The organism is Pseudomonas sp. LAIL14HWK12:I1 (assembly GCF_003202095.1).
Classification (GTDB): Bacteria; Pseudomonadota; Gammaproteobacteria; order Pseudomonadales; family Pseudomonadaceae; genus Aquipseudomonas; species Aquipseudomonas monteilii.
On the sequence record NZ_QJKG01000011.1, the window covers coordinates 164,383 to 176,667 of the forward strand.

At 62.7% G+C, this 12,285-nt stretch carries 11 protein-coding genes; 6 read left to right on the forward strand and 5 right to left on the reverse strand.

Going from position 1 to position 12,285, the window contains the following annotated elements:
- Positions 1-53 precede the first annotated feature (53 nt).
- From pobA to D906_RS23545, 3 genes are all read left to right on the forward strand, one after another.
- Positions 54-1,241, forward strand: coding sequence for a 4-hydroxybenzoate 3-monooxygenase (pobA, locus tag D906_RS23535; RefSeq protein ID WP_027614940.1), 1,188 nt, complete (start codon positions 54-56; stop codon positions 1,239-1,241).
- Positions 1,242-1,302: 61 nt separating this feature from the next.
- Positions 1,303-3,093, forward strand: coding sequence for a gamma-glutamyltransferase (gene ggt, locus D906_RS23540; RefSeq protein ID WP_027614939.1), 1,791 nt, complete (start codon positions 1,303-1,305; stop codon positions 3,091-3,093).
- Between the two features lie 44 nt (positions 3,094-3,137).
- Positions 3,138-4,019, forward strand: coding sequence for a LysR substrate-binding domain-containing protein (locus D906_RS23545; RefSeq protein WP_025752552.1), 882 nt, complete (start codon positions 3,138-3,140; stop codon positions 4,017-4,019).
- 244 nt (positions 4,020-4,263) lie between these two features.
- On the opposite strand, the gene D906_RS23555 is transcribed toward D906_RS23545, so the two are convergent.
- The gene (locus D906_RS23555; RefSeq protein WP_019096311.1) at positions 4,264-5,316 is read right to left on the reverse strand and encodes an ornithine cyclodeaminase; all 1,053 of its coding nucleotides are present in this window, start codon (positions 5,314-5,316) and stop codon (positions 4,264-4,266) included.
- 184 nt (positions 5,317-5,500) lie between these two features.
- Here D906_RS23555 and D906_RS23560 point away from each other — a divergent pair, with 184 nt between their 5' ends.
- The gene (locus tag D906_RS23560; protein WP_025752550.1) at positions 5,501-5,923 is read left to right on the forward strand and encodes an Lrp/AsnC family transcriptional regulator; all 423 of its coding nucleotides are present in this window, start codon (positions 5,501-5,503) and stop codon (positions 5,921-5,923) included.
- A 445-nt stretch (positions 5,924-6,368) separates the two neighbouring features.
- Here the strand turns inward: D906_RS23560 and D906_RS23565 are convergent, their stop codons facing one another.
- The 4 genes from D906_RS23565 to D906_RS23580 form a co-directional block, all read right to left on the reverse strand.
- Complete coding sequence (locus tag D906_RS23565; protein WP_019096309.1) at positions 6,369-6,968, reverse strand: START domain-containing protein; 600 nt, start codon at positions 6,966-6,968, stop codon at positions 6,369-6,371.
- Positions 6,969-7,057: 89 nt separating this feature from the next.
- A complete protein-coding gene (locus tag D906_RS23570; protein WP_013972924.1) occupies positions 7,058-7,894 on the reverse strand; it encodes a bifunctional allantoicase/(S)-ureidoglycine aminohydrolase in 837 nt (278 codons plus the stop codon).
- Between the two features lie 106 nt (positions 7,895-8,000).
- Positions 8,001-9,392 (reverse strand): LLM class flavin-dependent oxidoreductase, encoded by a 1,392-nt coding sequence (locus D906_RS23575; RefSeq protein WP_025752544.1) that lies wholly within the window; start codon positions 9,390-9,392, stop codon positions 8,001-8,003.
- 16 nt (positions 9,393-9,408) lie between these two features.
- Positions 9,409-10,389: an aliphatic sulfonate ABC transporter substrate-binding protein gene (locus D906_RS23580; RefSeq protein WP_019096308.1), complete on the reverse strand. Its 981-nt coding sequence runs from the start codon at positions 10,387-10,389 to the stop codon at positions 9,409-9,411.
- Positions 10,390-10,588: 199 nt separating this feature from the next.
- Here D906_RS23580 and D906_RS23585 point away from each other — a divergent pair, with 199 nt between their 5' ends.
- Both D906_RS23585 and D906_RS23590 read left to right on the forward strand, forming a co-directional pair.
- Complete coding sequence (locus tag D906_RS23585; protein WP_019096307.1) at positions 10,589-11,470, forward strand: hypothetical protein; 882 nt, start codon at positions 10,589-10,591, stop codon at positions 11,468-11,470.
- 137 nt (positions 11,471-11,607) lie between these two features.
- A complete protein-coding gene (locus D906_RS23590; RefSeq protein WP_019096306.1) occupies positions 11,608-12,279 on the forward strand; it encodes a TetR/AcrR family transcriptional regulator in 672 nt (223 codons plus the stop codon).
- The last annotated feature ends 6 nt before the right edge of the window (positions 12,280-12,285 follow it).

The window sequence follows — 12,285 nt, forward strand, 5'->3', positions numbered from 1 at the left end:
TGCCGCCCCACTGCCAGTCCAGGGCCGGCATCGTCCGAACAGAGACAACAACAATGAAAACTCAGGTTGCAATTATTGGTGCAGGTCCGTCTGGCCTGCTGCTGGGCCAACTGCTGCACAAGGCCGGCATCGATAACGTCATCGTCGAGCGCCAGACGCCTGAATACGTACTTGGCCGCATCCGTGCCGGGGTGTTGGAGCAAGGCACTGTCGACCTGCTGCGCGAAGCCGGTGTGGCCGAGCGCATGGACCGTGAGGGCCTGGTGCACGAAGGGGTCGAGTTGCTGGTCGGCGGGCGCCGCCAACGCCTGGACCTGAAAGCCCTGACCGGCGGCAAGACCGTCATGGTATACGGCCAGACCGAAGTCACCCGTGACTTGATGCAGGCCCGTGAAGCCAGTGGCGCGCCGATCATCTATTCCGCCAGCAATGTCCAGCCACATGAGCTGAAGGGCGAAAAGCCCTACCTCACGTTTGAGAAGGACGGCCAGTTGCACCGGGTGGATTGCGACTACATCGCCGGGTGTGACGGCTTCCACGGTGTATCGCGCCAGAGCATTCCCGAAGGTGTGTTGAAGCAGTACGAGCGGGTCTATCCGTTTGGCTGGCTGGGCCTGCTTTCGGACACGCCGCCGGTCAATCACGAGTTGATCTATGCCCACCACGAGCGTGGTTTCGCGTTGTGTAGCCAGCGCTCGCAAACACGCAGCCGCTACTACCTGCAGGTACCTTTGCAGGACCGGGTCGAAGCGTGGTCGGACGAGCGTTTCTGGAACGAGCTGAAAGCCCGTTTGCCCGCCGACGTAGCGGCTGACCTGGTCACAGGCCCGGCTTTGGAAAAAAGCATCGCCCCGCTGCGCAGCCTGGTGGTAGAACCGATGCAGTATGGTCACCTGTTCCTGGTAGGTGACGCGGCGCACATCGTCCCGCCTACCGGTGCCAAGGGCCTGAACCTGGCAGCGTCGGACGTGAATTACCTGTATCGCATTCTGGTCAAGGTTTACCGCGAAGGGCGCACCGACCTGCTGCAGCAATACTCCCCGCTGGCCCTGCGCCGGGTGTGGAAAGGCGAGCGCTTCAGCTGGTTCATGACCCAGTTGTTGCACGACTTCGGCAGCCACAAAGACGCCTGGGACCAGAAGATGCAAGAGGCCGACCGCGAGTACTTCCTGACGTCGCCAGCCGGGCTGGTGAACATTGCCGAGAACTACGTGGGCTTGCCGTTCGAGGAAGTGGCTTAGTTTTTTTCAGGGGTACGACAGGGTATCTTCGGGGCTTTTGAAGTTCGCAGGAAGCATGCCGATGTACTTCTTTCCACCCCTGATCAGCGCCCTTTGCCTGGTAGCCGCCAGTGGCCTGGCCTGTGCCGACCAGGTGCTGCCCGCACCTCCCGAGCTGGCCTCTGGCTACCGCACAGGCTTGCAGCCCGTGCAGGCCAGCCGCCATATGGTTGCTGCAGCCAACCCGTTGGCCAGCGAAGCGGGGCGGGCAATGTTGCGTGCCGGTGGCAGCGCCATCGATGCGGCCATTGCGATGCAGATGGTGCTGACCTTGGTCGAGCCGCAATCCAGCGGTATTGGCGGCGGGGCATTCATCCTCTATTGGGACGGGAAGCGCGTGCAGGCGTTCGATGGCCGCGAGGCCGCACCGGCGGCTGTGACGCAAACGTTGTTCCTGCAAGCCGACGGCACACCGATGCCATTCAGGGCGGCGCAGATTGGCGGGCGCTCGGTGGGCGTGCCGGGTGTTCTGCGTGCTTTGAAACTGGCACACGATCAGCACGGCAAGCTGCCCTGGCGCGATCTGTTCGCGCCGGCCATCGCGCTGGCACGCAACGGTTTCCCGGTGTCCGAGCGCCTTCACACCTTGTTGTCCGCTGACCCGTTCATTGCCCGGTCACCGTCCATGGCCCGCTACTTCTTGGATGAGCAGGGCAGGCCGCTGGCGGTGGGAGCGATCCTGCGCAACCCCGAGCTTGCGCAGGCCTTCGATCAGATTGCCGCGCAAGGCCCTGACGCGTTCTATACCGGCGAGATTGCCGAAGCCATCGTGGCCACGGTGCGCAGCCATGCCAATGCCGGTTACCTCTCGTTGCAGGACTTGCAGCAGTACCAGGCGAAAGAGCGCGAGCCCGTGTGCGGCTCCTATAAGGTCTGGCGCATCTGCGGCATGCCGCCGCCGTCCTCGGGCGGGGTGACGGTGTTGCAGACCCTGGGCATTCTCGAAGCCGTACAACGCGCCACGCCGCAGCGCGATCTGGCAGTGTTGCGCCCGCTTGCGAATGCATCCCCGGCTGGCCTGGAGGCATCACCGCTGGCCGTGCACCTGATCGCCGAGGCTGAGCGTTTGGCCTATGCCGACCGCGCACAGTACCTGGCCGACAGCGATTACGTGCCGGTCCCGGTCAAGGCGCTTACCGACGCCAACTACCTGGCCAGCCGTGCAGCGCAGATTGGCGAACACAGCATGAAGCGGGCTCGCCCGGGCCAACCCCAGGGCGCCGACTTGGCCCTGGCCCCGGATCGCTCGCCATTGCGCATTTCCACCTCGCACCTCAGCGCGGTGGATGACAGCGGCCAGGCCCTGGCCATGACCACCTCGGTGGAGGCGGCGTTCGGCTCGCACCTGATGGTCAAGGGCTTCCTGCTCAACAACCACCTCACTGACTTCTCGTTCATTGCGCAGGAGCACGGCAAACCCGTGGCCAACCGGGTACAGCCGGGCAAGCGGCCGCTGTCGGCCATGGCACCAACGCTGGTGTTCTCGCGAGCATCGGGCGATCTGGTGGCCAGCCTGGGGTCACCGGGCGGCTCGCAGATCATCGGCTATGTGAACAAGGCGTTGGTTGGCTTGCTGGATTGGCAGCTCGATCCGCAACAGGCCGCAGGCTTGCCCAACTTTGGCAGCCGCAATGCTGGCACCGAGGTGGAAGCGGGGCTGAGCAGCCCGGCGCTGATCCGGCAGTTGGCAGCCTGGGGGCACGAGGTAACGCCCATGACCATGACCAGCGGTATGCAGATCATCCAGCGCAGTGGCGAGGGTTGGTCGGGCGGGGCTGACCCACGGCGTGAAGGTGTGGCCCTTGGCGACTAGCCGTGATAGAACGCAGTCTTGCCATTCAGTAGTTGAATACCCAGATGTCCATTAGCGTGAAATCGAATAGGGCGCTGTTCGACCTCGACCTGCTACGCGCCATTGTGGTGGTGGCCGATTGCGGCAGCTTCACCACCGCTGCCGCTCGCCTGCACTCGACACAGTCGACCATCAGCCAGAAGGTACGCCGCCTGGAAGACATGGTCGGCCACCGTTTGCTGGTGCGGGGCAACCGCGATGTGCTGCCCACCGATGCCGGACAAACCTTGCTCGGCTACGCCCGGCACATGCTGGCCTTGAACGACCAGATGCTCGAAGCCCTGGCCGGGGCGATGGTGGGCACCACCGTGCGCCTTGGTGTGCCCGAGGACTTCGTTGGCGGGCGCACCACCAATGCGCTGTCGGCCTTCAGCCGCCTGCACCCGCAGGTGAAGCTGGAAGTGACCAGTGGTCTGTGCCGCGACCTCAGCCAGGCCTACGACAACGGTGAGCTCGACCTGGTGTTGCTCAAGCAGCGGCGCAACACCCGCGAGGGCGTGGCCTGCTGGCCCGAGCGCCTGCAATGGATCGACAGTGCGCGCACCCCCGCCTTCGAGCTGGACCCGATCCCTTTGGTGACCTTCCCGCCGCGTGGGCTGTACCGCGAGGACATGATCAACGCCATCGAAGGCATGGGGCGGCGCTGGCGCATCAGTTTCACCAGTTCCAGTCTCAGTGGTATCCAGGCGGCAGTGGCCGATGGCATGGGCGTCAGCCTGCTACCGCCAAGGGCGGCCACTGGCGAGCATCGGGTGCTGGGGTTGGGGCAGGGGCTGCCGGAGGTCGACAGTTATGAAATCGTCATCGTGCATCGGCCGACGGCGGATGTGATGGTCAAGGCGTTGGCCGAGGTGATGACGCAACTGCTGGCGGGCGGTGGGATATAGCGTGTCTGACGACATGGCGCTCCTACACCGACCGCGTCAGTGGTCAGGCCGCAGCCATTCTCGGCGACAGGTGAATGCCCGCGATCATCCTGTCGACGGCCTTGCGTGATAGCGCCACAATACGCCCGTCACGCCCGGCCAGCTCGATGGCGTTACCGGCAAACTGACAGATCTGCTGAGTAAATCACGATGTGCCCCCCCCGGGTGGGTGGAGAACCCGTTGTTGGGGAATACCGAGTCTGGGTTAGGCAACGCGTCGGATGCGGTTTTTGCCGGCGCGGCCACGGGTGTGGCTGAACAGGTCTTTCGGGTCGTCTTCCACCCACGGCACCAGGTCGATCTTCGAGCCCATGCCGCGTTTTTCAGCTTGCTGTAGTACGTACCGTAGTACGGTGTAATCCTCCAGGGCGAAGCCCACCGAATCGAATACGGTGACCTGGCTGTCACTCTGGCGCCCCTCGGTTTCGCCGCGCAGTACACGCCACAGGTCGACGACAGGGAAGTCCGCCGGCAGTTGCTGGATGTCGCCTTCAACACGGGTTTGTGGTTCGTACTCGACGAACACGCGGGCCTTGCGCAGTACATCAGCGTGCAGCTCGGTCTTGCCCGGGCAGTCGCCACCCACGGCATTCAGGTGCATGCCGGGTTCGAGCATGTCGGGGGTGATAATGGTCGCGTAGGCCTTGTCGGCGGTAACAGTGGTGATGATATCCGCGCCTTTCACGGCTTCGGCTACCGAGCCGGCCCGGCGGATCGTGAGGCCGCTGTATTCCTTGAGGTTGGCAATCAGCTTGGCGGTGGCCAGCGGGTCGGTGTCGTACGCAACGATTTCTTCGATGCCCAGGTGCTTATGGAAGGCCAGCGCCTGGAATTCGCTTTGTGCGCCGTTGCCGATCAGCGCCATCTTGCGCGCGTTCGGCCGAGCCAGGGCCTGCGCGGCCATCAACGAGGTGGCGGCGGTGCGCAAGGCGGTGGCGATGGTCAGTTCGGACAGCAACACCGGGTAGCCGGTGTCGACATCGGCCAGCACGCCGAAGGCCATTACCGTATGCAGGTCACGGGCAGTATTGGCCGGGTGGCCGTTAACGTATTTGAAGGCATAGCGGCTGTTGTCGGCAACTGGCATCAATTCGATAACACCCACTTCCGAATGGCTGGCAACACGCGCAGACTTGTCAAACTCCTGCCAGCGTTTGAAGTCTTCGCGGATGGCCTCAGCCAGTTCGCCTATGAACGGCGCTACGCCAATGTCATGTACCAAGTCCGACATGGTTGGAACATCAATGAAATACGTCATGCTCTTGCACCTTGTTATTGCGCGGTCGCCCTGGTCACGGCAGGCGGCACGCTTAAGATTGTTGGAGTGGCATGAACATTTTGATGAAAGGTTGCGTCAATCGGAAGAATGCAGGTTGCCAGTTTCATCAGCTTTCTAGACAATCTGCCATCCCCAAGTAGCAATCTGATTATTGGCAGGCGTTATGGATACGATCGATCGGGAACTGATTGCGCTGTTGCGGGACAATTCACGTACCCCTGTGTTGACCCTGGCGAAGAAGCTCAAGGTGGCCAGGGCAACCGTGCAAAACCGCATTACCCGGCTCGAAGAGCAGGGCGTGATCATTGGCTACACAGTACGCCTGCGCTCCGACGCGCTGGAGCAGGGCGTGCGGGCAATCACCAGCATCGGCATCAGTGGCCACCACGCTGCAGAGGTCAAGCACGCGCTGCGCGGGCATCCCAACGTGGTGGCCATCCATACCACCAATGGCCGCTGGGACCTGATGGCAGAGCTGCGCGCCGACACCCTCGAAGCCTTCGACCGGGCGCTCAACACCATTCGGTCAATCCCGCACATCGAGAATACCGAGACCAGCATCCTGCTCTCGACCTACAAGATGTGACCGCTGGGTCAGGCCTTTTGACAGGCGCATTGCGCAAACTGTCACCCAAGCTTTTCACTCTGCAAAAAATCCCTTTGCCGGTGTGCATTCTGTAGCGTTCCGCTTGACCTGGGCCGCTGGCAGAATGAAATGGCTTTCGCGGGACGGTTTCAGGCGCACGTTCTGAAGGTGCGTTCAAACACTAAGAAAGTCCGCTGCGAAGTTGCATCGGGCGTTAGTTTGATTTTTTGTTACTGCCTGCGCTCTCATCATTTAAATGACATGAAACCTGCACCTTGGCACCCACTTGTTGGTGCGCTGTGGGGCGTGGAAGTTTTACAGAAAAAAAGAATAAGAGGTTGACGATGCATCAAACGTGCAACGCGTAAAGCACTGCGCCGGAAGAGGGCCGAGTGCTCAAGCGTTAACGCGCTCCTACAAGGGCTCGCTCAGGCTCGGTGACATCTCAGGGCTGGCGCTCGGCAACAGCCCGCAACGTACGCAACGTCACCAACGGCGCATCCACCACGAACCGATTGGCAAGCCAGCCCGGCACATCTCCGGCCGGGTCGGCTTGCAACTGGTACGTCACTTCGGTCAACCGATCACCCAACGGTTTCATTCGCCACTCACCACTCAGGCGCTGCACACGGATCAACCCGTCAACCTTGGGAATCCTGTCGGGCTCAGCGCTCAGGTGCCGCAAAAGCGTACCGTCATCCAGGCGTTCGCTGCTCACCTTCAACACAATGTCCCGTGGCATGGTCGGCCAGGGCAGGTTGGTGGTCAGGTACACCCAGGTATTGGCACCGTCCACATCCAGCAGGCGCATCTGGTCACAGGCATACAGCCACTTGCAGGCCACCCGCAGGTTCTCCTGCAGGTCGGTGAGCGTGCGCACGCTGGCTTTCATGGTGCTCACACCACGAAACTGCTGGTAGGGCGAGTCGGGCACGCCACTGAGGTACACGCGGATGCCCTCGCGGTCGTAGGCGAGGGTCCAGGCATCGGCGGCCAGGGCAGGGGTGCAGAGCAACAGGAGGGTAAGCAGCAGGCAGCGGGGCATGGCCGGTACCGTGCGGGGGATGGGTGTTTCAGTATGCGCGGCAAACAGAAAGCCCGCCAGATTGGCGGGCTTAGAGCATCAGCCTGAGCTTAGCGCTTAGGGTTCAGCGTCAAATGCACATGACGGTTCACGTCCTTGTACAGCAGGTAGCTGAACTTGCCTGGGCCGCCGGCGTAGCAGGCTTGCGGGCAGAAGGCGCGCAGCCACATGAAGTCGCCGGCTTCCACTTCGACCCAGTCCTGGTTCAGGCGGTACACTGCCTTGCCTTCCAGCACGTACAGGCCGTGTTCCATCACGTGGGTTTCCGCGAACGGGATGACGCCGCCCGGCTGGAAGGTGACGATGTTCACGTGCATGTCGTGGCGCATGTCGGCCATGTCGACGAAGCGGGTGGTGACCCAGCGGCCTTCGGTGCCCGGCATTTCGATGACGGTGGCGTTGTCGCGGTGGGTAACGAACGACTCAGGTACGTCCAGGCCTTCAACCTTCTGGTAGTGCTTGCGCAGCCAGTGGAAGGTGACGTTGGACTTGCTGTTGTTGCGCAGGCTCCACTCGGCGCCCGGGGCCAGGAAGGCGTAGCCGCCCGGTACCAAGGTGTGATGCTTGCCTTCGACGGTGATGTCCAGCTCGCCTTCGACGATAAACACCACGGCTTCGGCGTTCGGGTCCAGCTCTGGGCGCTCGCTGCCGCCTTCCGGGGCCACTTCGACGATGTACTGGGAGAAGGTCTCGGCAAAACCGGTCAGTGGGCGGGCAATGACCCACATGCGCATCTTGTCCCAGAACGGCAGGTGGCTGGTGACGATGTCACGCATCACGCCTTTAGGGATAACGGCATAGGCTTCGGTGAACATGGCACGGTCAGTCAGCAGCTCGGTTTGAGCCGGGTGCCCACCGTGGGGGGCGAAGTACGAATGGTTCGACATGGACGGTCTCGACTTGTTGTTCTCTCCCCATGCCGTGAACCGCACCGGCCGGTGCGGCGCAGGGGATGTGGCGACAGAATAGGGTCGAGCGCGTGGCATCCACAAATTAAATGTTGGAATACCCGGTATTTGATCGCTGAATGTCAACCTGACGCCCAATGTGCTGTGCCGGCAACTGGTCGCCTTGGCCGAACAGCTTGTGGCGCAGGGTGCCCTCGGTGTAGCGCGAAGGGTAGCGGCCACGGCGTTGCAGTTCTGGCACCAGCAAATCGACGACATGGGTAAGGTCGTCCGGTTGCACGGCATAGGTCAGGTTGAAGCCGTCGATGCCGGTCTGGTCCAGCCAGTTTTCCAACTGGTCGGCGACCTCGCTGGCTGAGCCGACCAGCACCGGCCCGCGACCACCCAGGCCAACGAATTCGGCGGCCTCGCGCACGGTCCAGCGGCGCTTGGGGTCGGCGGCGGTGAACGCGGCCAGGGCGGCGCGACCGGCATCGTTTTCGACATACTCGATCGGCGCGTCGGGGTCGAGGCCGGCAAAGTCGATGCCGGTCCAGCCCGACAGCAGTGCCAGGGCAGCGTCCAGGTCGACGTAGCGACGGTATTCGGCGAAGCGGGCCTCGGCTTCTTCCCGGGTGGGGGCGACGATCAACAGCGCCTGGGCGTAGATCAGCACCTCATCACGCCCCCGCCCGGCGGCCTCGCTGGCCTGGCGGATGCCGTCGGCGTAGCGGCGCAATACCGTGGGCGTCGGGCCGCTGATGAACACGCATTCGGCATGCTGCGCGGCGAACTGCTGGCCACGTGCCGAAGCGCCGGCCTGGAACAGCACCGGCGTGCGTTGGGGCGAGGGCTGGCACAGGTGCATGCCGGGCACCTGGAAGTGCTCGCCCACATGGTTGATAGGGTGCACCCGCGAAGGTTCGATATAGCGCCCACTGTCACGTTCCAGCAGCACGGCGTCGTCGTCCCAGCTTTTTTCCCATAGTTTGTACAGCACCTGCAGGTACTCTTCGGCAAGGTCGTAGCGCTGGTCGTGGCCCAGTTGGCGCGCCAGGCCGAGGTTGCGTGCGGCGCTGTCGAGGTAGCCGGTGACGATGTTCCAGCCAACCCGGCCATTGCTCAGGTGGTCGAGCGTGGACATGCGCCGGGCGAAGGGGTAGGGGTGTTCGTAGGTCAGCGAAAAGGTAACGCCGAAACCGAGGTGCTCGGTGACCCCGGCCATGGCCGGTACCAGCAGCAGTGGGTCGTTGACCGGCACCTGCACACCGCCGCGCAAGGCGGCGTCGGGCCCGCCTTGGTAGACATCGTAGATGCCCAGGACATCGGCGATGAACACGGCGTCGAACAGGCCGCGCTCGAGCAGGCGAGCCAGGTCGGTCCAGTAGCTCAGGCGGTTGAATGCCACGCTGGTGTTGCGCGGGTGACGCCACAGGCCGGGGGACTGGTGGCTGGCGGCGTTCATGCTGAAGGCGTTGAAGCGGATCGGGCGGGGCATGGTGGCTGCGCTCCGCTCAAGGCAACACGGAAGCCGGGTAGACCGCGTCGGCCACCTGCAGCTTGCGTGGAATCAGGCCCAGGCCCTGGAAGGTATCGGCCAGTTTCTGTTGTTCGGCAATGATCTGCGGGGTGATGGCCACGGCATTGTAGTTACGCCGTTCGCTGGCCACTTCCAGCACGTTGGCGCTGATGCCCAGTTGCGGCGCCAGTAGCGCGGCAACCTCGGCAGGCTTGGCGTTGGCCCACTGGCTGACCTTGCGCAGTTCGCTGAAGAAGGTTTTCAGCAGTGCACGGTGCTGATCGGCATAGCTGGCGGTGGACAGGTAGAACGTCCGGTTGTTGGACAGGCCGCTGCCGTCACGCAGGTTCTTCAGGCCAGGCTGGCTTTCTGCTGCGGCGAGGAACGGGTCCCACAGGGTGACGGCCTGGACACTCCCGGACTGCAGGGCAGCCACGGCGTCGGCGGCGTTGTTGACGTAGGCGGGGGTGATGTCCTTGTAGGTAAGGCCAGCTTGCTCCAGCGCTACGGCCAGCAGGTACTGGGCGTTCCAGCCGCGGCCGGTGGCCACGCGCTTGCCTTTCAGGTCTTGCACGCTGGCCAGGTGGTCCTGCTCGCGCACCACCAGGCCGATGCCGCGCGGGTAGGGTTGTTCGGCGGCCAGGTACACCACCGGTTTACCGGCGGCCTGGGCGAACACGGACGGCGCATCGGCGGCATGACCCAGATCGATGGCGCCCGTGCTCAACGCTTCGAGCAACTGCGGGCCGGCGGCAAATTCGTGCCAGCTTACGGTTACACCTTGGGGTGCCAGCGCTTTTTCCAGGGCGCCGCTGCCTTTGAGGATGTTGATGCTGTTGAACTTCTGGTAGCCGATGCGCAGGGTCTTGGCATCGTCGGCCAGAGCTTCGGACCAAGGCAGCAGGGCGCTGGCGACACTGGCCAGCAGGCCGCCGATCAGCAGCCGGCGCAGGGGAGAGAAAGCACGGGTTGGCATGGGTTTGCTCCTTGAAACCGAGTGGGAAACGATGTGCCCAGCCTAAGGAGGTGGCGTTTGGCTTTCAATTTTTATATTCCTGTTTGTTAGAATGTTTAGTTATTTTTATATCCTTTTGTTTCTTTGTAATGCTCTGCAACCTTCGACATTTTTTTCACATTCGCTTGTTAGCATCGCGGCAATCCCGAGGAGCCCCTACATGCCGCACATCCTGCGCAAGCGCAGCACCCGCATCGCCCTGACTGCCACCACCGGCCTGATTAGCGCCACCTTGGGCTTTTTCGCCTGGCAGAGCTTTTACCCGGTTCAGGCAGCCTCAGGCTGGGATGTCGAGGTACTGCACCGCGATGTGACCAAAGCCGCCTCGCTGCTGCCGCAAGCCGATGGCAGCCTGCTGGTCAGCCGCGAGCTGGATGATGGCCGTGGCAGCATCCTCAAGATCACCGCGACCGGCGACCGCGTCGTGGTGGTCGACAACCTGTCCAAGCCCGACGGCATGGTGGCGGCTCACGGGGGGTGGGTGTTCAGTCAGGAGGGCGGCCGGGCACCTGTCAGCCTGGCCCGCGATGGCCAGGTGACCCCCCTTTTCGACGGCGACAGCGTGCAAGGCTTGTGGAATGACGGCGACCACCTGTATGCCATCGAAGACCGCAAAGGCAATGGTCGCTTGATGCGTTACGACTGGAACAGCGGCCAGCTCGATGTGCTGCGTTCCGGCCTGATCGAAACCGAAGGGCTCACCCGCTGCGCAGGCCGTTTGCTGTACACCGAAAAGGCCAATGGCAAGGTCCGCGCCTTGTCCGACGATGGCAGCGACCCGGTGGTGGTCGAAGGCCTGCGCAACCCGACGTTCCTGTACTGTGACCAGCGCGGCCTGTGGATCAGCGAAGACAACACCCACCGTGCCCGGCTACTGCGTGTTGACGCCGATGGCGTTCAGCACACCGTGCTGACCTTCCTCAAGGCGCCACAGTCGATCGTGGCGGATGGCAAAGGCGGTTACTTGCTGGCCGAAGGCGGGCGCAATCGCGTGCTGCACCTGACCCCGCCGCTGGAGCGCGATACTGCCCAGCGCGAGTGATGCCAGCGGCTTGCCGTGAATGACTTCACGGCCAGCCACCCGTGAGGCTTTATGGCTACCCGACCAACAGCGCGCTTCCCTGCATGGCCGCGCTCACGGATAATCCCCTCATTCCAATAAATAGCCTGTGAGTAGGTATGAGTGATTCCGTAGTTGGCCTCGGCCAGCCTGAAACCGAAGGGGGGCGCAGAACGCGCAAGAACAACCCCGAGAAAACGCGCGAGGATATCCTCCAGGCGGCCATCAACGAGTTCGTCCAGCAAGGGCTGGCCGGCGCCCGCGTCGACGCCATCGCCGAACGCACTGCCACCTCCAAGCGCATGATCTACTACTACTTTGGCAGCAAGGAGCAGTTGTACTGCGAGTGCCTGATCAAGCTGTATGGCGACATCCGCAAGACCGAGCAAAGCCTGGACCTGGAGTCGCTGCCGGCTGAGCAGGCGATTCGTCGTCTGGTGGAGTTCACCTTCGATCACCACGATCGCAACGTCGATTTCGTGCGCATCATCTGCACTGAAAACATCCACTATGGCGAGTACGTCAAGCAGTCGCCGGCCATTCGTGAAATGAGCAGCCTGGTGCTCGAAGCGTTGGGCAACACCCTGCGCCGTGGTGTGCAGGAAGGGGTTTTCCGTGGCGGCATCGAAGTGATCGACCTGCACATGCTGATGAGCTCGTTCTGCTTCTACCGGGTGTCGAACCGCCACACCTTTGGCGAGATCTTCCAGATCGACCTGTTAGATGACGAGATTAAGCTGCGCCACAAAGCCATGATCTGTGACGCCGTGCTGCGTTACATACGCGCCTGAACGGCG

What these genes read in the sequence shown, in the direction of transcription:
- pobA (WP_027614940.1), top strand. Translation starts at nt 54, where the DNA reads ATGAAAACTCAGGTTGCAATTATTGGTGCAGGTCCGTCTGGCCTGCTG.
- ggt (WP_027614939.1), top strand. Translation starts at nt 1,303, where the DNA reads ATGTACTTCTTTCCACCCCTGATCAGCGCCCTTTGCCTGGTAGCCGCC.
- D906_RS23545 (WP_025752552.1), top strand. Translation starts at nt 3,138, where the DNA reads ATGTCCATTAGCGTGAAATCGAATAGGGCGCTGTTCGACCTCGACCTG.
- D906_RS23555 (WP_019096311.1), bottom strand. Translation starts at nt 5,316, where the DNA reads ATGACGTATTTCATTGATGTTCCAACCATGTCGGACTTGGTACATGAC.
- D906_RS23560 (WP_025752550.1), top strand. Translation starts at nt 5,501, where the DNA reads ATGGATACGATCGATCGGGAACTGATTGCGCTGTTGCGGGACAATTCA.
- D906_RS23565 (WP_019096309.1), bottom strand. Translation starts at nt 6,968, where the DNA reads ATGCCCCGCTGCCTGCTGCTTACCCTCCTGTTGCTCTGCACCCCTGCC.
- D906_RS23570 (WP_013972924.1), bottom strand. Translation starts at nt 7,894, where the DNA reads ATGTCGAACCATTCGTACTTCGCCCCCCACGGTGGGCACCCGGCTCAA.
- D906_RS23575 (WP_025752544.1), bottom strand. Translation starts at nt 9,392, where the DNA reads ATGCCCCGCCCGATCCGCTTCAACGCCTTCAGCATGAACGCCGCCAGC.
- D906_RS23580 (WP_019096308.1), bottom strand. Translation starts at nt 10,389, where the DNA reads ATGCCAACCCGTGCTTTCTCTCCCCTGCGCCGGCTGCTGATCGGCGGC.
- D906_RS23585 (WP_019096307.1), top strand. Translation starts at nt 10,589, where the DNA reads ATGCCGCACATCCTGCGCAAGCGCAGCACCCGCATCGCCCTGACTGCC.
- D906_RS23590 (WP_019096306.1), top strand. Translation starts at nt 11,608, where the DNA reads ATGAGTGATTCCGTAGTTGGCCTCGGCCAGCCTGAAACCGAAGGGGGG.